Source organism: Pseudomonas fluorescens HK44, assembly GCF_000217955.3.
Taxonomy (GTDB): domain Bacteria; phylum Pseudomonadota; class Gammaproteobacteria; order Pseudomonadales; family Pseudomonadaceae; genus Aquipseudomonas; species Aquipseudomonas fluorescens_AQ.
On the sequence record NZ_AFOY02000015.1, the window covers coordinates 614,265 to 633,457 of the forward strand.

12 protein-coding genes and 4 pseudogenes are annotated in these 19,193 nt (G+C 59.1%); 2 read left to right on the plus strand and 14 right to left on the minus strand.

Annotated features, from left to right (window positions below; translation table 11 throughout):
- Positions 1-6 precede the first annotated feature (6 nt).
- The 11 genes and pseudogenes from HK44_RS15525 to HK44_RS15575 form a co-directional block, all read right to left on the minus strand.
- Positions 7-765: a PIG-L deacetylase family protein gene (locus tag HK44_RS15525; RefSeq protein ID WP_019690586.1), complete on the minus strand. Its 759-nt coding sequence runs from the start codon at positions 763-765 to the stop codon at positions 7-9.
- Positions 766-996: 231 nt separating this feature from the next.
- Entirely contained in the window at positions 997-3,156 is a 2,160-nt protein-coding gene (gene glgX / locus HK44_RS15530; protein WP_019690585.1) for a glycogen debranching protein GlgX, read from the minus strand.
- Positions 3,157-3,272: 116 nt separating this feature from the next.
- Positions 3,273-3,599 (minus strand): DUF2934 domain-containing protein, encoded by a 327-nt coding sequence (locus HK44_RS15535; protein WP_019690584.1) that lies wholly within the window; start codon positions 3,597-3,599, stop codon positions 3,273-3,275.
- Positions 3,600-3,620: 21 nt separating this feature from the next.
- Complete coding sequence (locus HK44_RS15540) at positions 3,621-6,407, minus strand: malto-oligosyltrehalose synthase (protein WP_019690583.1); 2,787 nt, start codon at positions 6,405-6,407, stop codon at positions 3,621-3,623.
- Positions 6,404-8,485: a 4-alpha-glucanotransferase gene (gene malQ / locus HK44_RS15545; protein ID WP_019690582.1), complete on the minus strand. Its 2,082-nt coding sequence runs from the start codon at positions 8,483-8,485 to the stop codon at positions 6,404-6,406. The genes HK44_RS15540 and malQ overlap by 4 nt, the downstream gene beginning before the upstream one ends.
- Positions 8,482-10,287, minus strand: a complete 1,806-nt coding sequence (gene treZ / locus HK44_RS15550) for a malto-oligosyltrehalose trehalohydrolase (RefSeq protein ID WP_019690581.1) — start codon at positions 10,285-10,287, stop codon at positions 8,482-8,484. Before treZ ends, malQ begins: the two co-directional genes overlap by 4 nt.
- Before the next feature lie 13 nt (positions 10,288-10,300).
- Positions 10,301-11,869: a glycogen synthase GlgA gene (gene glgA / locus HK44_RS15555; protein WP_019690580.1), complete on the minus strand. Its 1,569-nt coding sequence runs from the start codon at positions 11,867-11,869 to the stop codon at positions 10,301-10,303.
- A gap of 537 nt (positions 11,870-12,406) precedes the next feature.
- Positions 12,407-12,775: pseudogene (locus tag HK44_RS15560) on the minus strand (NAD(P)-dependent oxidoreductase); the annotation flags it as partial.
- Between the two features lie 17 nt (positions 12,776-12,792).
- Positions 12,793-13,227, minus strand: a complete 435-nt coding sequence (locus tag HK44_RS15565) for a YqaA family protein (protein ID WP_019690578.1) — start codon at positions 13,225-13,227, stop codon at positions 12,793-12,795.
- A complete protein-coding gene (locus HK44_RS15570; RefSeq protein ID WP_019690577.1) occupies positions 13,227-13,670 on the minus strand; it encodes a DUF411 domain-containing protein in 444 nt (147 codons plus the stop codon). Before HK44_RS15570 ends, HK44_RS15565 begins: the two co-directional genes overlap by 1 nt.
- Before the next feature lie 243 nt (positions 13,671-13,913).
- Positions 13,914-14,321, minus strand: a pseudogene (locus tag HK44_RS15575) (aldo/keto reductase); the annotation flags it as partial.
- Between HK44_RS15575 and HK44_RS15580 the strand changes: the two are divergent.
- A pseudogene (locus HK44_RS15580) lies at positions 14,307-14,906 on the plus strand (LysR substrate-binding domain-containing protein); the annotation flags it as partial. The pseudogenes HK44_RS15575 and HK44_RS15580 overlap by 15 nt on opposite strands.
- 420 nt (positions 14,907-15,326) lie before the next feature.
- Positions 15,327-15,515, plus strand: coding sequence for a hypothetical protein (locus tag HK44_RS15585; RefSeq protein WP_019690573.1), 189 nt, complete (start codon positions 15,327-15,329; stop codon positions 15,513-15,515).
- A 15-nt stretch (positions 15,516-15,530) separates the two neighbouring features.
- Here the strand turns inward: HK44_RS15585 and HK44_RS15590 are convergent, their stop codons facing one another.
- The 3 genes and pseudogenes from HK44_RS15590 to HK44_RS15595 form a co-directional block, all read right to left on the minus strand.
- Positions 15,531-15,908, minus strand: coding sequence for a fe2+ zn2+ uptake regulation protein (locus HK44_RS15590; RefSeq protein WP_019690572.1), 378 nt, complete (start codon positions 15,906-15,908; stop codon positions 15,531-15,533).
- Between the two features lie 258 nt (positions 15,909-16,166).
- Positions 16,167-16,339 (minus strand): annotated as a pseudogene (locus HK44_RS29785) (peptide ABC transporter substrate-binding protein); the annotation flags it as partial.
- Between the two features lie 23 nt (positions 16,340-16,362).
- The gene (locus tag HK44_RS15595; protein WP_242031565.1) at positions 16,363-19,128 is read right to left on the minus strand and encodes a dermonecrotic toxin domain-containing protein; all 2,766 of its coding nucleotides are present in this window, start codon (positions 19,126-19,128) and stop codon (positions 16,363-16,365) included.
- Positions 19,129-19,193: the final 65 nt, after the last annotated feature.

Here is a 19,193-nt window from a genome sequence, read left to right on the forward strand (position 1 = left end):
TCGCATTCACACAAAAACTATTTCATAGGGTTGACGCATCCGCTCCAGGATAACCTTGGGCAGCTTCGGCGCGATGCCGATCTCCGGTTCACCGTTCAGCTGGCTGGCGTACGCATGGGTGGCGTGACATTTGCGCGCGACGGTCCAGGTGTCGAGGCGAACCTTGCGGGCGCGGTGCCAGGGAATCAGTCCATGATCGCGCGCGGGCCAGTGCCAGGCCCAGACCGGCACTTCATTAAAACTCGCTCCCACCATGAGGGCGGCTTTTGCGGTGGCCCGACCTACCGTGTCATGGTCGATGATGCCGTCCTCGCTCCAGGTGCTGAACACCACATCACCCGGGCGCAGGTAGCGCGCGATGAATTGCGTCAGTTGGAGTTCTCGCTCGGCCAGCCCGTTGTCGGTAAAACCACCGCGAATCCATTTCAGGCTATGCATGGGTAAACCGAGGCGACGCAGGGCTTCGACGCTTTCCTGGGGGCGGAACACACTCAGGCGCTTTTCCGACCACAGGTTCGAACCTGGATGACTGGCGCTGCCATCGGTGATCGAGATCAATTGCAGAGGGTGGCCGAGGGTGGCGAACAACTGCAGCAGGCCACCGCAGGTCATGACTTCATCACCCGGATGCGGTGCGATCACCACCGCGCGAGCGCCTGCGGGGATAAGGGTAGAGGTGCTGATGACGGGAATATTGTCCAGTTGCCGGGCAGTGTTCCAGATCTGCACAGGCAAACTACTGTTGACGAGGGTAGTGGATTTCATGGCGATACGTCCTTGTTCTGGTGTGCCGTCACACGTATTGCTGCTGGCTGAACACGCCGGCGCAGACCCCTTGCGGTCGGATGATCGCAGGGCACAGCGCTCCAAACCCTGGATTGCTGCGAGCAGAGTATTGCTCATGGATCACCATTCGTCGCCCCGTCACCTCCCCGATGAGCATTTTTTTATGAAGTGGCTTGCTCAAGCGCTGCCGATGAGGGGCGCAATTGCCTATCAGTCTTGCTCCTCATGCTGCAACTCGAACAACAGCAACGAGCGTCCGGTTACCGAATATGGGTGATGGAAATCGAACCGCTCCTGGCCCTGAATCGAAGGTTGGTTGGTGTCAATCATGCAGGTCCAGAATCCGCCGTCAGGCACTTCCGGCAGCTGAAAGTTGACAATGTCGTGATGCGCGTTAACCACCAACAGCAAGGTAGCGTCGGCGCCTTTGCGACGGATTCCGGTTTCCTGGGCGCGGCCATCGAGCAACATGCCCAGGCATCGCCCATGGCCGTCCTGCCATTGTTCGGTGGACATTTCGCTGCCGTCGGGTGCCAGCCAGGTGACGTCCTTGACGCCAATGTCCTCGTTGTAATTGCCCACCAGAAAACGTCCGCGCCGCAGAATCGGATAGGCCAGCCGCAACTTGATCAGGCGCTTGACGAACTTCAGCAAGGCCTTGCCGTCTTCGCTCAGGTCCCAGTTGACCCAGCCAATTTCGCTGTCCTGACAGTAGGCGTTGTTATTGCCGTACTGGGTCCGGGCAAATTCGTCACCGGCCACCAGCATCGGTGTACCTTGGGCCAGCAGCAGGGTGGCGAAGAAATTGCGCATCTGCCGCTGGCGTAGCGCATTGATCTCGGGATCGTCAGTGGGGCCTTCAACGCCGTGATTCCAGGACAGGTTGTAATGAGTACCGTCCTGATTGTTCTCGTCGTTGGCTTCGTTGTGCTTGTCGTTGTAGGAGACCAGGTCATTCAAGGTGAAGCCGTCATGGGCGGTGACGAAGTTCATGGAAGCGTAGGGACGGCGACCGCGTTGATTGAACATCTCGCCCGATGCCGTCATGCGCGCGGCGAAGTCGGCGAGCTGGCCGTCATCGCCTTTCCAGAAGGCGCGTACGGTGTCGCGGAATCGGTCGTTCCACTCGACCCAGCCCGGCGGAAAATGGCCAACCTGATAGCCACCGGGGCCGATGTCCCAAGGCTCGGCGATCAATTTTACCTGACGCAGAATCGGGTCCTGGCGGCAGGCGACAAGGAAGCTGTGACGCTCGTCGAAACCATCGTGATAACGTCCAAGGATGGTTGCCAGGTCGAAGCGGAAACCGTCGACGTGCATTTCCGAGGCCCAGTAACGCAGCGAATCGGTGACCATTTGCAGCACACAGGGGTGGCTCAGGTCCAGCGTGTTGCCGGTGCCGGAATCGTTGATGTAGAAGCGCTTGTCGTCCGGTATCAAGCGGTAGTAGGACACATTGTCGATGCCGCGCATCGACAGGGTCGGGCCTTGTTCGTTGCCCTCGGCGGTGTGGTTGTAGACCACGTCCAGAATCACTTCAAGATTGGCTTCGTGCAGGTGTGCAACCATTTCCTTGAATTCGGCGATCTTGCCACTGGCCAGGTAACGCGGATCAGGGGCGAAGAACGCGATGCTGTTGTAGCCCCAGTAATTGGTCATGCCCTTGTGCAGCAGGTGCTGGTCGTTGACGAAAGCGTGAATCGGCAGCAACTCCACCGACGACACGCCAAGTTTGCGGATATGTTCCAGCAGGTCATCGACCATCAACCCGGCGAAGGTTCCGCGCAGCGCTTGCGGGACGGATGGGTGACGCATGCTGATGCCACGTACGTGAGCCTCATAAATGATCGTTCGATCCCACGGCACATTGACCCGATGGTCGTGACCCCAGGTGTGTGCCGGGTCGATGACCTTGCACTTGGGCACGAAGGGCGCACTGTCACGCTCATCGAAACTGAGGTCGGCGTCGGGGTGGCCGATGGTGTAGCCAAACAAGGCTTCGGACCACTTCAATTGCCCGACCAATTGCTTGGCATAGGGGTCGATCAGCAATTTGTGGTGGTTGAAGCGGTGACCGTTTTGCGGGTCGTAAGGCCCATACACCCGGTAGCCGTAGATCAGTCCGGGATGAGCGTCCGGCAAATAGCCGTGAAAGATTTCGTCGGTGTATTCCGGCAATTCGATACGTTCGAGTTCGACTTCGCCGGCATCGTCGAACAAACACAGTTCGACCTTGGTGGCGTTAGCCGAAAATATCGCGAAGTTGACCCCCAGACCATCCCAGGTCGCACCGAGCGGGAAGGGCAAGCCTTCACGGATTCGCGAGGCCTCAACGTGAGGTTCTGGCGCGGTTTTTTTTGGCGTGGTCATCATTGCTCCTGCAATCGGGCTTGGGTGTTGGCGCCGGCATTGCTGGTTTCTCAACGTCGAGCCAACCCCGAAGTGGCGAGCCTGCTCGCCACGCGGTCAATCAGGATCGGGCACCCTCAACTGGCGGGCTTGCGTGGCGCTCGAGGCTTTTTCGCGGTCACAGGCTTTTCACCCGGTGGTGTTACGACCTTGGCGGTTGTGGCGGTTGTGGCGGCTTTGGTTTTGGGCGTGGCCGCTGAGGGCTTGCTGGCCGCTGTTTTGCTGCTGTTGGTTTTGCCGCTATGGGTTTTGGCGGGCCGGGCAGGCTTGGTCGGGGCCAGGGCTTCGGCTTCTGCCAGCTTGCACGCCATCTCCCAGTGGCGCGTCTCCTGGCCTTCGGGTTTCCCTTCGGACTCCCAGATCAGATAGGCAAATTCACGAATGCGTTTGTCATCGGTACTCATCACTATGCTCCTGAGTTGAACTCAAGTCTGGATAAACAGATTGACCGGGAAATCTCCCAGTGCGGCGCTGATCAGCAATTCCTTGTGGGGTGTGACTGCACCTGTTGTAAAAAGTCCCTTCAGCTTTTCTTCGGCGGCGGTGAACGGCAGTTTGACTCGAGTGTCGCCCCAGAGCAGGGCAGGCACCTGCGGTGTGGCACTGCTTTCCAGCAGCGGCGCAACCCGCACCGGCACCAGCACAATCGCCCGTTGACCGTTGAGTTCACGGGCGAAAGCCAATACCCGCCCAGCCTGGCTGCCCACCACCTGCAACGCTTGATAACGGCCCCGCCGAAACAACTGCGGGTAGCGCGCACGTACCGCTAACGTGCGGGCGATCAACGCTTGTTTGATGTGCCCGTCACGCCAGTTGTAGAGCAACTGTCGAGTGTCCACCGGCGTGTGCAATGCTTGCTGGCGGACGGTGAAATCAACCGGTCGCCGATTGTCCGGATCCACCAGGCTGAAGTCCCAGAACTCATTACCCTGATACAGATCCGCAACCCCCGGCACCGTCATGCGCAGCAAGGTTTGCGCCAATCCATTGAGCGCGCCGCCGCAGGCAATCGCTTGCACCGCGCTGGCGATTTCGCTGCGTAATGGCAGGCCTTCGGGGCTGAGCAAAAGGCGCTCGAGGAAGGCCCGCGTGGCCTGTTCATAAGGTTCGTTCGGTGCGCTCCAGCTGCTCTGGAGTTTGGCTTCGCGCAAGGCTTTTTGCTGCCACTGCCACAAGCGTTCGGCGTAGCTTGTCAGCGACTGTTGATCATCGCAGCGAAGCTCCAGCGGCCAACTGGCGAGCAAGGTCTGGTAGAGCAACAGTTCATCGGCAGCCGAGGGTGTCGACGGATCGCCGCGCAGGGCGCTGGCCCGTACCCGCCAGTCTTCGACCTGTTCGGCATACCAGGCACTGCACTCGCTGAGCAGCGCCAGACGTGCGCGGCTGTCTTCACCGCGTTTGTGGTCATGGGTGGCGGTGGTCAGCAGCGTATCCGGGAATTCGCTGAGGCGTCGGCTGCACGCCGCGTGGAAGTCGGCGAGTGGGGCGCTGAACTGCTCGGTGTTGAAGCCGACATCGTTACGCGACAACAGCACGCCTGAGCGATAGAGCGCGGTGTCTTCCACGGCTTTGGCGGCAGCTGGCGAAGTCAGTTGCTGAAAGCGCACGCAGGCGTGCTTGAGCATCTTGCGTTGACGACCTGCCGGGCGCTTGCGCCAGGGCTGCCCGCCCAGCCACTGCCCCAGATAGTCGAGCACCGGCCAGTCGGCTTCGCTCAAGGTCTGGCGCGCGCCGTTCATGGCATGCTGAAAAAACACCTCGTCTTGTGCCGAGCGCCCGCACGGGCCGATGTAGGTTCGGTACACCGGGAAATGCACGACCAGTTCCTGCAATGCCCGACGAATCGCACCGAGGGTCATGTCTCGGCTCATCAGGTCATCGCGGGCTACTTGCAGCAAGGCCTGCGCGACACTTTCGAAGTCGCCGGCCAGCGAACCGTTGAGAATTTGCTGGCGCGCCAGTTGTGCTTCCTCGATGAACGCCGCGGGCCGTTCGGTGTGCCGGTTCCACAGTTCGCCAAGGACCTGCTCGCCTTGCGGAGCGTGTTGCAGCAAGGACAGCTGATTCATGAACTCATAGCCTGTGGTGCCATCGACCTGCCAGTCGCGACGTAGCGTTTCACCGTCGCCAAGGATTTTTTCGACATAGATCGGTACGTGTCGCAACGGCGACAGGGCGTTCACCCGACGTCTGAGTTTGCGACAGTAACCCCGCGGGTCGGCGAGTCCGTCGATGTGGTCGATACGCAATCCATCGACCAGCCCGTCGGCCATCAATTCGAAAATCTTTGCGTGGGTGGCTTCGAACACGGCCGGCCGTTCGACCCGCAGCCCGGCCAGTTCATTGACGTCGAAGAAGCGCCGCCAGTTGATGTCATCGGCCGCCGTGCGCCAACTGGCCAGGCGATAGCTTTGGCGTTCGAGCAACGCGTGCAGCCGGCTGAAACCTTCGGGCTGGCGGGAGTCATGGAGGCTGAGGTTATGCTCGATGCAGCGCCGGATCGCCGGATCGGACGCCAGTGTGATCAGCGCTTGCTGCAAGGGGCGTGTGAGGGAATGGGCATCGGTCTGGTAGTGCAGGGTGGTGAATTGATCGGCCAACGCCTTGAGTTGCAGTGCCCGTTCGACGTCGAGCGAGTCGTCAGGCTTGAGCAGTTCAGCGTAATCGGTGGGGCAGATCGGGAAGTGGTGCGCATGGTGTTCGACATGGAAACTGCCCCGCCTCGGATCGAAGTGCAGCGTCAGCGTGCCGTCCTGCAGGGCGCTGCCGTAATCGCTGCCCAGAAACGGCAGCAACAGCTGGCCTTCGAGCAGTGGGTCAGGCGAATGCCATTGAATGTCGAAAAATTCACCGTAGGGACTCAGTCGCCCCCATTCCAGCAAATCCAGCCACCAGGGATTGTCGGCGCCACCCACGGCCATGTGGTTGGACACGATGTCCAGAATCAGCCCCATGTTATGTGCCCGCAGCGCACTGACCAGTCGCCGCAGGGCTGCCTCGCCGCCCAGCTCGGGGTTGACCCGGCTCGGGTCGACCACGTCGTAGCCGTGCATCGACCCGGCCCGCGCACTCAACAGCGGCGAGGCATAGAGGTGGCTGACGCCTAAACCGCAGAAATACGGCACCAGCGGCACGGCGTCATCCAGGGTGAACCCCTGATGAAACTGTATGCGTAACGTCGCCCGTACCGGCGAGCTTTGCATCTCGCTCATCGATCACGCTCGGCCGCCTGAAGGCGCGCGCAGGCGAGCATCTCCAGGCGCCGCGCGGCATCCACATCGTCGAGCAGCGCTTCGCTTGCAGCGGACAGGCGTCGACGCCAGTTCGGATGACTGTCGGTGGTGCCGGGGAGGTTGGCCTGCTCGTCAATGCCCAGCGCATCTTCCAGTGGCAGCAACACCAAGGGGGCGCGGGTGTGACCCAGGAAACGCACGCTGGCGTCGAGCACCTGGTCGGTTTCGTGGGTCTCTTCGCGGAAATTTTGCGGGTCCTGACTCAAGGCCCGACGCAAACCTTCGCGTTCGCGCTGACGGTGTTCGCGCCATTGTTGTTCACCGTGGCTGTCGACCAGCCCCAACCGGACGCTCCATTCGATGTCGCGACCATGCCACCAACCGTTGAGCGTCGGCAGGTCATGAGTGCTGGTGGTAGCCAGTGCGTTGTCCGGCCAGTCGAGAATCGGTTTGAAGTGTGCCCCGTGGTCCTGCTCGAACAGCAGTACGCGCATACCCAGGATCGAGCGGGCGATGAGTTTGTCGCGCAGGCCATCGGGCACGGTGCCGAGGTCTTCGCCGAGCACGATCGCCTGATGTCGATGGGACTCCAGCGTTACCAAACGCAGCAGGTCGTCCACCGGGTAATACAGATACGCGCCGTCACTCGGCGGTGCACCAAGGGGAATCACCCACAATCGCTGCAGACCCATGACATGGTCGATGCGCAAACCACCGGTATGGGCAAAATTGGCCCGCAGCATTTCAATGAACGCGCGAAAACCGTTGCGTATCAGCCCTTCGGGGGAAAACGCAGAAATCCCCCAGCCTTGACCCGTGCGGTTGAGAATGTCCGGGGGGGCGCCGACGGTGAGGGCCGCGAGCAATTCGTCCTGACGACTCCAGGCCTGGCTGCCACCGCCATCTGCCCCGACAGCCAGGTCGGCGATCAAACCGATGCCCATGCCACTGCTACGCGCAACGGTTTGTGCGCGTTGCAAGCTGCGAGCGATCAACCATTGGCAAAAGGCATAGAAGCCGATGCGGTGGGCATTTTTCTCGGCAAATATCGCCAGTTCGGCACTGCGCGGGTCGCGCCAGTGTTCAGGCCACTGGCGCCAGTCGAGGCTTTCGCCAAGGGCGGCACAGGCTTCCTGAAGCGCCTCGAAACGGCAGTGGTTTTCCAGGGCCTCGCCACCGCTTTGGCGATAGCTGCTGAAGTCCGCGTGCAAGGGATGATCACCCTGGGAGAACCCCTCATACAGCGCTTGCAACAATTGCTGTTTGGCTTTGGCAGCGGCTGGCCAGTCAGTCAGCGGTTGCGCTTCCAGGTGTTTGAGTTCGTCGGCCAATTCAGTGGCATCGATGGCCAGGCGCAGGGCGCGTTCACCGAGAATTTCCCCGGGTGAGGCGTACAGGCTGTTGAGAAACAAACGGCTGGAAGGCGAGTAAGGGCTGTAGCGTTGCGTGTCGTTGCTGAACATCGCGTGCAACGGGCTGATCGCTAACGCATCGGCGCCGCGTTCACCGGCAACCCGGGCGAGGTTTTCCAGCGCCTGCAGGTCACCGAAGCCGCCGTCGCCGGGGCGCCGCAGTGAATACAACTGGACACTCAGGCCCCAGGCCCGGGGTATCGGGTTGTCAACGGCGGCGGCCACGCTATGGCACTGCAAGGGGGCGACGGCGAGTGTGAAGCGTTGGCCGGCGATGCGAACGTCCTGATAGCCGACCGGGATCAACCCCGGCAGAATCGCTTCGTCATCGAGTTTCAAGTGGAGGATCGCGCCGTCTTCCAAGTGAATCTCGCAGGGTGTTTCAGGGGCAAAGTGACGCGAGAGGTCAAGCCCGGCACCAACGTCAACCGTCATCAATGGCGGCAAGCGTTTGTTTTGTTGGTTCTGTTGCAGTTCCTGCAGGCTGGCGTCGATTTCCTGAGTGCTACCGGCCGGGTGGCCGAGCCCGGCGAGGATCGCTCGCAATGCCGCCGGAGCAACTTTTTGTGGCCGGTCGTTGGCGTCGATCCAGTCAACCGCCAGGCCGGCCCGGCTGGCGAGGATTTCCAGTTGCGTATCGCTCATGGGCGCTCTCCAGTGGCGGGTGGCAAGGGTGTGGCTGCCGTCAGGCTGACCAGCGCGCAGCAGGGGGCAAGGGTGCCTTGTTGCAGGTGTTCGAAAGACTGCTGCGGGTACTCGAACAACAGCCGGGAGTGGGGTTGTGGTACATGGGACACAGGCTCCGCGCTGAGGTTGAGGTCGATGCACAGCAGGCTGCCATCGCCCATGTGCCAACGTGCACTCACCGCGCCTGTCGCCAGCACCGTGGCGCCCAGCGCGTGAGCGCCCGGCAGGCGCGGGATGATTTCTCGATGGCGGATCAGCAGCAATTGTCGATAGAGCGTCAGGGTCGCGTGCTGTGTTACCGGCCCGGATGACGTCAGTGTCGGACGCGATGCCGTGAACGTGTGCAAAGCATTCGGGTCGGGAATCCGCTCGCGGGTGTGCGGATCGGCAAAGGCGCTGAACGCCGCGAACTCATTGCGTCGACCTTCTCGCACCTGCCTGGCCAACATTCCATGGTGGCTGGTAAAAAACAGAAACGGCTCGTCAGCGGCGTATTCGTCGCCCATGAACAGCAACGGGATCATCGGTGACAACAACAGAAGAACCGTCGCCGCATGCAACGCCTGAGGTGCAGTCAACTGGTGAAGACGCTCGCCGAAGGCACGGTTGCCGATCTGGTCATGGTTTTGCAGAAACAGCACGAAGGCGCTGGGCGGCAAATGCCCACTGAGTTCGCCTCGGGCACGGCCATGGCGATTGGTATGGCCCTGATAGGCGAAGCCCTGGCTCAGGCAGCGTGCCAGTTTTTCGCTGGGGCCCTCGGCAAAGTCAGCGTAATAAGCCTCGGTTTCTCCGGTCAGCAGTACGTGCAGCGCGTTGTGCCCATCGTCGTTCCACTGCGCATCGAAGCCTTGCTCCAGCAGGCTGGCCTGGTTGTGCTCGTTTTCCAGGGTGAGCCAGACATGGCGGGGTGGATCGATGTGCTCGCGCACGGTTGCCGCCAGCTCCTGAAGGAAATCCGGGTCTTCGATGGCGTGTACCGCATCCAGACGCAAACCGTCGAAACGGTACTCAAGGAGCCACATCAGGGCGTTGTCGATAAAGAAGTCGCGCACCTCGCGACGGCGGAAGTCGATGGCCGCGCCCCAAGGCGTGTGCAGGTCTTCGCGGAAAAAGCCCCTGGCATAGTGATGCAGGTCATTGCCGTCGGGGCCGAAATGGTTGTAAACCACGTCGATGATCACCGCCAGCCCCAGACCGTGGGCGCTATCGATCAGGTGCTTGAGCGCATCAGGCGTGCCATATGACGACTGGGGCGCATAGGGCAGTACGCCGTCGTAGCCCCAGTTACGCTCGCCGGGAAACTGTGCAAGGGGCATCAGTTCGATCGCGGTAACGCCCAGTTCGGCCAGCCGCGGCAGGTGCTTTTCGACCTCGGCAAAACCGCCCAGCACACCCACATGCAGTTCGTAGATCACCGCTTCATGCCAGGGGCGACCTTGCCAGAAACAGTGCCGCCAATGGTAAGCGTGCGGGTCAACCACCACGCTGGGTGATGCAAGGCTGCCGGCTTGCGCCCGGGACGCGGGGTCCGGCACGTCCCGTTCGCCGTCGATGTTGTAGCGATAGCGAGTGCCGGCCGGGCAACGGGTCTCAAGCACGAACCAGCCGTCCTCCTGGGGCGGCATCGGCAGTGATTGCCCGTCTTCAAGCTCGACACTTACATAAAACGCATCTGGGGCCCACAGGGCGAAACGGGTGTGTTCGGCATCCAGCATGACGGCGCCGTGGGGCCAGGTTTCCAGAGTCCGTAACGGCATTCAAGAATCCCTCTCACTGCTTGACCGACTGACCCAACGCCTTGGCGACCAGTTGTTCATAGAGTTCAGCGTAGGGTTCGACCGCTTTGCACCAATTGAACGGTGCGGCCATGGCCCGGCAACGCATCGCGTTCAACAGGGGCGGGTGGGCGAACACCTTGAACGCCCGGCTCAAGGCTTCTTCGTAGCTGGCAACAGTCGACTCATCGAAGAGAAAACCGGTTACGCCATTGTCGATGGTGTCGGCCAGACCGCCGGTGTTGCGCGCGACCGGCAACGAGCCGAAACGCTGCGCATACATCTGGCTCAAGCCGCATGGTTCATAGCGTGAAGGCATCAACAGGAAATCACTGCCGGCGAACATCCGCCGCGCATCGGTTTCGTTAAAGCCGATGCGCACACCGATCTGCCCTGGGAAACGCAGCGCGAGGGCGCGCATGGCTTGTTCTTCTTCCGGCTCGCCACGGCCGATGATCGCGATCTGCCCGCCCGAAGAGACGATGAACTCGGACACGGCTTCAGTCAGGTCCAGGCCTTTTTGGTAGACCAGGCGCGAAACCACGGCGAACAGCGGACCCTTGGAGTCCTTCAGGTCGAACAGTTTGCGCACGTGGGCAGCGTTCACTGCTTTACCGTCCCAATCGCCGATGCTGAACGGGCAAAACAGGTGGGGATCGGTCGCTGCGTCCCAGCTTTCGTCGATGCCATTCGGGATGCCGCTGAGCAGGCCTTGCTGGGTCTTGCTGGCGAGGAAACCGTCGAGACCGCAGCCGAAGGCCGGGGTAGTGATTTCCTGGGCGTAGGTCGCGCTGACGGTGGTGATATGGCTCGAATAGGCCATGCCTGCCTTGAGAAACGACAGTTTGCCGTAGAACTCCATGCCTTCCTGTTGCAGGGCATGTTCGGGAATACCCAGTTCGGGGCAAGAGGCGAGGCTGACCACGCCTTGATAAGCCAGGTTATGAATGGTGAACAGGGTCGGAGTGCGCTGACCACGCCAGTGCATGTAGGCCGGGGCCAAGCCTGCTGGCCAGTCATGGGCGTGCACCAGTTCCGGGCACCAGTGAATGTGTGCCAGGTTGGCGGCGATGTCGGCGGCAGCCAGGCCCAGACGGGCAAAACGAATATGGTTGTCCGGCCAGTCGCGGCCATTATTGGCGCCGTAGGGCGAGCCCTCGCGTTCGTATAGTTCGGGGCAGATCAGGACGTAGATGACCAGCCCGTCGGGCATGTCCATGCGGCCGATTTTGCAGGGTGGCAAGGCGGCGTGTCCGCCCAGTTCGCCGATGATGTGGATCGGGTTTTCGCTGTGCATCACTTGCGGATAACCGGGGATCAATACCCGAACATCGTGCAATTGGGCCATGGCTCGGGGCAATGCGGCAGAAACGTCACCCAGGCCACCGGTCTTCACCAGATCGGCGATTTCCGAGGTCACAAACAACACTTTCTTCTTGTTTGGATTCTGACGTGGTGCGGGCAGTACCGTTTTCGCACCCGGGGCAAGAACCGACATCGAAGTCGGTTCGCCGATTTGCGGGTGAGAACGCTCTCCCTGGATTTCTAAAGCGGCACTGTTCATGTGTTTCTCCCGTTTTATTGATCTGTTTCAGGCATATCTCACCCGTGATGCAAGTGGCCAGTGACTGTGGCCGGGCGCAAAAGCGCCACGCAAGGAACAGCAAGCGCTGATCGATGCGCCGAATCTCAAAGGCTGTAGTGGTCGTTGCAAGGATTGCACCAGTCGCTGCGGCCCCACCTTTAACCTGACCCGTTGCTTCGGCAGAAAGTTTCGGGCTTTTCCCCACAAAATGACCGGCCGGTTTCCAGTCACGAAATGGAGTCTAGGTCAGAACTTAGAGCGGAGTGTGTGACGATTTGAAATTGTTCGACAATCGGTCTGACATCGCGATTTTCGGGCCCCATGAGCCGCACCTGCACCGACGAAGTGCAGTTTTTTTTGCCGCCGTGGCACAAAAAGGGGGAGAGGGTTGCCAGAGAGTGGGGCGAGGCAAAGCGCTGTCCGCACCCTATTGGTGCGAACAACTTGCAGAAGAAGACACCAACAGCTGCTACGAATTGTGTGTCGGGACAGCGGTTACGGGATTGGCGGTGTGGCCTAATTCAACATCCGAATCGAATGGCCGGTTGTCCAGGCTTGAATATCTTCAATCATCTGTGAAAAAAACAGCCGGTAGTTCTGCTCACTGACATAGCCGACATGCGGTGTGGCCAGTACGTTGGGCAATGTCCGAAACGGATGGTCGGCGGCTAATGGCTCGCGCTCGAAGACATCCAGCGCTGCGCCCTTCAGGCGGTTCTGTTCAAGGGCGTGGATCAATAATGCGGCTTCATCGACGATCGGTCCGCGCGCGGTATTGATCAGCAGCGCGGAGGGTTTCATCCAGCCGAGTGCCTGTTCATCGACCAGGCCCCGGCTGCGCTCGCTGAGCACCAGGTGGATCGACAGCACATCGGCTTGCTCGAAGGGGGCGCACCCAACGTTCAAGGCATCCAGCCCAGTGTCGCCAATGCCAGCACACCATAACGCGCACCTTTGGCGAAGGTCACGATCAGCAAAAAACGCCCCAGGGGTTCTCGCATCACGCCGGCCACCAGTGTCAGTGGGTCGCCAACGATCGGCACCCAGCTCAGCAGCAATGACCAATGGCCATAGCGTTGATAGTGAGTGCGGGCCTTTTCCAGATGATCAGGGCTGACCGGAAACCAGCGACGCTCCCTGAAACGCTCGATGCCGCGTCCCAGCCACCCGTTCAGCAACGAACCCAGCACGTTGCCGAACGTGGCGACGGCGAGCAGTAACCACAACCCATGCTCGCTGTTGAGCAGCAACCCCACCAACACCGCCTCGGACTGCAACGGTAACAATGTCGCGGCACCGAATGCCGCGAAGAACATCCCGAGATAGCCAAAGAGCATTACCGGGCCGGGTAGTCGGCGATCACTTTATCGGTGCCATTTTTAGTCAACCCAATGACCTGATAAGCATCGGCCATACCGTCCATTTCCATGCCTGGCGAGCCCATGGGCATACCTGGAGCGGCCACGCCGAGCAGGTCGGAGTGACTCAAGGCCAGTACCTGTTCGGCGGGAACATGGCCTTCGACGAACTTTCCGTTGATCACCGCGGTGTGGCACGAAGCCAGTCGCGGCGGGACGCCGAGGCGCTGCTTGACTTCGCTCATGTTGGTTTCAACATGATCGTTGACCTTGAAGCCATTGGCTTCCAGGTGTGCGATCCACTTTTTGCAGCAACCGCAATTGGCATCGCGGTGGACATCGATCGGAATCAGCTCGGCCGCCTGGGCGAGGGAGCTGATGAGCAGGGCGCCAAGGGCGGCCAGACGCAGTGTGGTTTTCATTGGTCATCTCTCGTTGATCATTTCTCGCAGCGTATTTTGACCATTTCTCCCGATGAAATAGGGCGCTTATGTTTCAAAGTTATACATGGATATCTCTTGACGACAGGTCTTGACGTTGATGCCCGCGCGAAACGCGCGGGCATCATGGCCTGGCTCACTTGACCCTGAAGCGTCCCATGATCGAACTGACCCGAGGCAACAGGTCCGTCAGCGAAGGCGTGAACGGGCCTGTTGATGCCGGTGTTATCGATCGAGCATCTGCATGACCGCCTGCGGGTAACGTAAGCCGTTCACCGCGTCATCCGGAAATATCGCCTCCAGTGCCGACAAGTCTTGCGGACTTAATACAACCTCCAGCGCGGCGACATTCTCCTCCAGGTACTTGCGTTGCTTGGTGCCCGGAATAGGGATCAGGTAATCACCCTGCGCCAATACCCAGGCCAAGGCCAGTTGCCCTGCGGTCACACCTTTTTCTGCCGCCAGCGCTTGCACCTGCTGGACCAACTGCAAACGATGGCCACATCCGGATCGACGCGATGCTGGTAATACGTCCAGAGTATCCACGCCCAGACGTTTCAGCGTGCCGTCGATGGCGGCACGGATGTACTCCGGTCGGCCGTTGACTCCACGTGCGGTGGGGTTGGCCGGATCACCAGCAAACGCCCGATGATCGAGTTGGAAATTGGCTTGAACGATCGCCCGGTCGACCTGATTCGCGAGGGTGTCGATTGTGTGCTGCGCGGTGGCTCGTCTCTGGATGATTCGCTGGTAGCGCGACCTCTGGCGTTGCTCGATCAGGTCACCTGCGCCAGCCCCGGCTACTTGCAACGCCGGGGTATTGCGCATTGCCTGGAGGACCTGGCGGGGCATCAGATGATCGAGTATTTCTCCAGCACCACTGGCAAGCGTTTCGGGCTGGAATTTGAAATAGACGGACACGTGCACCCGGTGAACCTGCCCAAACAGGTGGCGGTCAACAGCGCTGATGGATACCTGGCCTGCTGTGAAGCGGGTTATGGGCTGGTCCAGACGCCGTACTATCACGTTGCACGGCAGCTGCGCGAGGGAACGTTGTGCGAGGTGTTAGAGCATCTGCCGCCGCCAGGGTTACCCTTGACGGCGCTCTATCCTCCACACCGCCAGTTGTCTCTGCGGGTGCGAGTGTTTGTCGACTGGCTGGTGCAGCTCTGCCTTCAGCCGGGTAACGGGCTGGTGCGCAGAGATTCAGGTAGATAGTAATAAGCCAAGCCAAATTATTGTTTGGCTGGTGGTAATTATGGCGGGCTTATATCGTGACGCTCTCAATTGTCGTCAACTATTGAGAGCAGGGGAGCACTTAATGAGGAGAGTGCCCCGCTTGATTCAGGTCAACGGCGGTAGTAGCCATCATGGTGGTAGCGGTGGTCGCCATGCCAGCCACCTCCACATGGGAAACATACACAACCGCTCATGGTCAGGATAATCAGCAGGGGAATCAGCAGTGTGATTCGACGGAACATTTCTCAATCCTCATCGTTTGAACCGCATGCAGCCAAAATGCTTCATGGGCTGTAACATGAGACCCCGCTTGCAGCCGCTCATCCCCGAAGAAACGTATGAGCTTGGCATGCATCACGATACAAACCGGATACATATTTTCAGGTTCAGGAACCCGCAATGACCCAGTCGCAACGTTTGAAATATTCGATTCTGATCTCCCTTGTCGTACTGGGGATCATGCTTGGTCTGTCGTACATGCAGAACGCTGGAATGATCAGCGAAAAACTGTTCCAGTACATCGCCATTGGCGTTGCGGTGATCGTCGTAGTGATCAACGGTGTGATGCGTCGCAAGGTCAAACCTTAAGCGACGCGGTACGCGTTACTGGTTGCCGTAGAGCACGGCTGCGGCTTGCGGGTGCAGGCTGAAGCTCTTGTCTTCGTTCAAGACAATCACACCTTCGCTGCACAACCGCTTCAATACTTCGCGAACGCTGAGAAAGGACAGGGGAATACCCAGGTCCAGCAAGTGGCTGTGCACGCTGCGCACTCCCAGCGGACGATCGTTTTCCACGGCGGTCAGTAGCGCGTCGATCACTTTCAGGCGAATCAGGCTGGTTCGCAGGCCGAAGCTCTTGAGCAACTGCCTGATGCGCTCGTTGTTGTGGCGTTCAGCATTTTTGGTGAACGCGCGAGCGTCCAGGCTCGGCGAACCGTTTGCCGCAGGGTTGCCATCCGTTGGCAGTTGCGAGTTGTACATGCAAAAACTCCTTTTCAGAGCCTGATCAGGAAAAAAGTGATGGGTGCTCTCATTGATTTATAACGAATGAGCTGCGCAAATCATGAGGGCTGGTATGTAGAAAATTTGTCGGAACCACGTCAGCACAAGGTGAGATGCGCTGTTTTATCGGGGTCTGCGCCATTAAATTTTTTTCATGTTGATTCGTTACTTTGCCAAGGCACATTAACGTGCAGCCAGGCCAAATGAAGGCCGCGACCCTCATCAGGGTTGCGGCCTTCAGCGTTTTAGCGGCAGTTGCGGCAGGGAATTGATCACCGGATTTCCATCGGCGTTTTGGCTCAGGTATACGGGCAGTACCTGGGCCAGAGAGGGCCCAGCGTTTTCAGCTCGCTGATGTTGTAAATGCCGCCAACGCGAAGCATGCCGGTGGCCGTGTCCGCGAGCATTACCCTTCACGTTTGATTCACGGGCATCAATTTTCAGCCAAAGGCACCGGGTCGAGTTGACGTCCCATTTCACAGACCAGACGTGCGACAGAGTCGGCATTGCGAAGGATGGTGTCGATCCGCCGATCCGCTGAAGCCCGGTCGCGAAACACTCTGCGGGCGTCGTTCAGATTGCGGGTGCCGGTGATGGTCTTGATCTGATCACTCAGATTTTTGGCGGCAGGAATGTCATCGAGGTCCTGCCAGGTTTTCTGCGCGCTGTTCCAGTAGGCGAACAATTCATTGACGGGGGTCTGCATTGACAATGCCTCGCGCTGAAATTGCTCCAGATGCCGTTTCAACTCGCTTGCTTGAGCGGTGAGTGGCGAGATCAGGTCGCTGAAGGGTCTTCGCGATTCCAGGGAAGCGATATCCAGCGTATTGGAAAACAGGTGCGAGAACTCGTGGATAAGCGTCGCCGCCCGGGCATGGCCATTGATGTCGAAAGGCGCCGTCAGCGAATGCTCGTATCGTTCCAGGCCTTGATTGAAGAAAGTCTCTGTAAAGTGCACTTTCTGTTGTTGATCATCGTCGAACACGAAGGCGATCAAGCCTTCCCAGGGATAACGGTTTGAACCGACGACAAAACGCTTGTGATCGAGTTTGTCCAGTGTCGGATCTACCAGTGCCTTGCACAGTGGAACAATGGTTGCCTTGATTTTATCCAGAAGGGATTGATCGATCGTCGGCACATCAAAAAACGCTTTGAGAAAGCCATCCAGCCGTGTTCCGGGCGTGACGGTTCTTAATTGAACCAGATTGTGCAGGCTGTTGAATGCATATGAACGGGCCAGATCCAGCGACTGGACAATCATCCGGGCCCTTTGCGGGTAGAGCTGACGGATGGCCTCCATGCCTTGAGCCTCTATGTTGATGTGTTTTCGCGCCCTGAAGCGGGACTGGTACTGGTTGTACATTTGAGACATGGTTTTACCGAAATGAACGGTATGCACGTCCGGATCCAGCACCCACTGCGTGCCGCTGTTCTGCAGATAAGGGCCTTGTCGTTGATCATCGACGATTCGTGGTGCCACACCGAATTTTTCGATCCGGAAAACCTTTCCGTCGACCGGGGCATATTTGTGCCTGGTTTTTGAATCGAGGTAAGTGCCGTCGACAGCCTTGGCACCCAGTTTTTTCAACTCGATGGCAGTGGCTTCAAAGGATTGCAGCAGAGTGCGAGAAGGCGAGGTGAGATCGACCTTGGCAATGTCGGTGGCAACGAAAGGCTTTTCGACGACAGGTCCGCTGTGCACAACCGGCTCAGCGGTCGAAGCGCCTGGTTGATGCAACAACTTGCCCAGTGTCGCCATTTGCGACACACCATTGATAAAAGTCTTGAGCGCAGTCTTCCAATGATGGTCCTGCAGGGCCTCGGCCGACTGTTTGAATGACGTATAACTTTCCCACAGAAGGCGCGGGATCGCCAGTTTGCCTGGCAGAAACTCTATGCCGTACCTGAAGCCTTTGCTAAACAACGCCTTGAGCGCCTCCCAGTCAGACTGCCCGGCAGGTTGCGATTGACTGTCAAGCATGTGTGACAACAGCGTTTTGTTATCGATGAACAGTTGATGCAACAGATTTCCATCGATAGGACTGGACGCCAGTCGAATGTCAGTATCGTGGCTGCCTGCCAGCAAATTTTTGTAGGTGGCCTTATGCGGATCCGGCAGGCGCCTGATCAGCAGATCCTGCAATGCCCCCGGAAGGTTGATTGCGCTCAGGACGCTGGCTTCATTTTCATACTCGGTGATCCCCAGATGCCTGTCGTATGGCGCGTACAGAATCTGCGGTGTCGTAGCGGACTCCCCGATCAGGTAGAGCCCTAGTGTCTTGACGGCCGCGGCGCCTTCCGTCGCGATCAGCTCCAAGGGACGCACGATTGCGTTGGCGCCCGTTACCGCTGCACGTGCCAGGGCATCCGGCATGTCCAGAACTTGCTGAACCAAGCCGAAGCCGCGTTCGGAAAGTTTTCCCTGAAGCTTCAGCGCGTGGGCATGCAACAGCAGTTGCCAGGGCAGTTGCTTGATGAATCGGAGCTGGCGGGTCGCGATATCTGGCGCGTCGATCGCCAATGCGTCTGAAAGAAATTGACGATAGGTCGCCTTGATGCCCAGCTGCAGCAAAAGCCTTTTGACTGCGCTGGCATCAAGGTCCGTCGGCAGCGTCTGAGCGATTTTCGAGGCAATGCTGAATCCGGTGTTTTGCAATGTATTGGTAGGGTCCAGCGCAAAATCGGTCAATGTTCGCGCAGGACCGGCCAGCGCCAGATTGGGCGTCACCCACAGCTGATCCGGATCGAGATTGGCTCCCGGATATTGCATGGTCAACAGCGTTTTCAGCTGTTCGCGGGCATAGTCGGTCAGCGGCTTAAAGCCATGCAGGTAGTCTTTGCCGCTCTCTATGCTGTGGCGTAATTGCTCCAGTATCTCTACGTGTCGCAGCACTTCACGCTCAGGCGCCGCCCCTAGCCAGACGGGAAGTGACTGTTGCGTGACGATTCCCTCGGCAATCTGCATCGCACGCTGAAGGTTGAGTTGGGTGGGAGTCTGTTTGTGTTGTTCAAAATCAGCTCGCACCACCGAAGTGGGCAATTCAAGTGAGTGGGTGTGCCTTCGGGCGTTCAGGTACTGTTCGATGGCTGACTGTTGACGCTCCTGAAGCATATTGCTTTCAATCAATCGAAAAGGCCCAAGCGTGTAGGTTCGGTGTGGGCGATATGGCGTGCGAGGGAGATTTTCCAGGAGCAACATTCGTTGCTCGTCATCCAGGAGGCGCCTGCCCAGCTCGACCTTGACGCTGGTGACGGAACTGAAGG

What these genes read in the sequence shown, in the direction of transcription:
- HK44_RS15525 (WP_019690586.1), bottom strand. Translation starts at nt 765, where the DNA reads ATGAAATCCACTACCCTCGTCAACAGTAGTTTGCCTGTGCAGATCTGG.
- glgX (WP_019690585.1), bottom strand. Translation starts at nt 3,156, where the DNA reads ATGACCACGCCAAAAAAAACCGCGCCAGAACCTCACGTTGAGGCCTCG.
- HK44_RS15535 (WP_019690584.1), bottom strand. Translation starts at nt 3,599, where the DNA reads ATGAGTACCGATGACAAACGCATTCGTGAATTTGCCTATCTGATCTGG.
- HK44_RS15540 (WP_019690583.1), bottom strand. Translation starts at nt 6,407, where the DNA reads ATGAGCGAGATGCAAAGCTCGCCGGTACGGGCGACGTTACGCATACAG.
- malQ (WP_019690582.1), bottom strand. Translation starts at nt 8,485, where the DNA reads ATGAGCGATACGCAACTGGAAATCCTCGCCAGCCGGGCCGGCCTGGCG.
- treZ (WP_019690581.1), bottom strand. Translation starts at nt 10,287, where the DNA reads ATGCCGTTACGGACTCTGGAAACCTGGCCCCACGGCGCCGTCATGCTG.
- glgA (WP_019690580.1), bottom strand. Translation starts at nt 11,869, where the DNA reads ATGAACAGTGCCGCTTTAGAAATCCAGGGAGAGCGTTCTCACCCGCAA.
- HK44_RS15565 (WP_019690578.1), bottom strand. Translation starts at nt 13,227, where the DNA reads ATGCTCTTTGGCTATCTCGGGATGTTCTTCGCGGCATTCGGTGCCGCG.
- HK44_RS15570 (WP_019690577.1), bottom strand. Translation starts at nt 13,670, where the DNA reads ATGAAAACCACACTGCGTCTGGCCGCCCTTGGCGCCCTGCTCATCAGC.
- HK44_RS15585 (WP_019690573.1), top strand. Translation starts at nt 15,327, where the DNA reads ATGACCCAGTCGCAACGTTTGAAATATTCGATTCTGATCTCCCTTGTC.
- HK44_RS15590 (WP_019690572.1), bottom strand. Translation starts at nt 15,908, where the DNA reads ATGTACAACTCGCAACTGCCAACGGATGGCAACCCTGCGGCAAACGGT.
- HK44_RS15595 (WP_242031565.1), bottom strand. Translation starts at nt 19,128, where the DNA reads ATGTTGCTCCTGGAAAATCTCCCTCGCACGCCATATCGCCCACACCGA.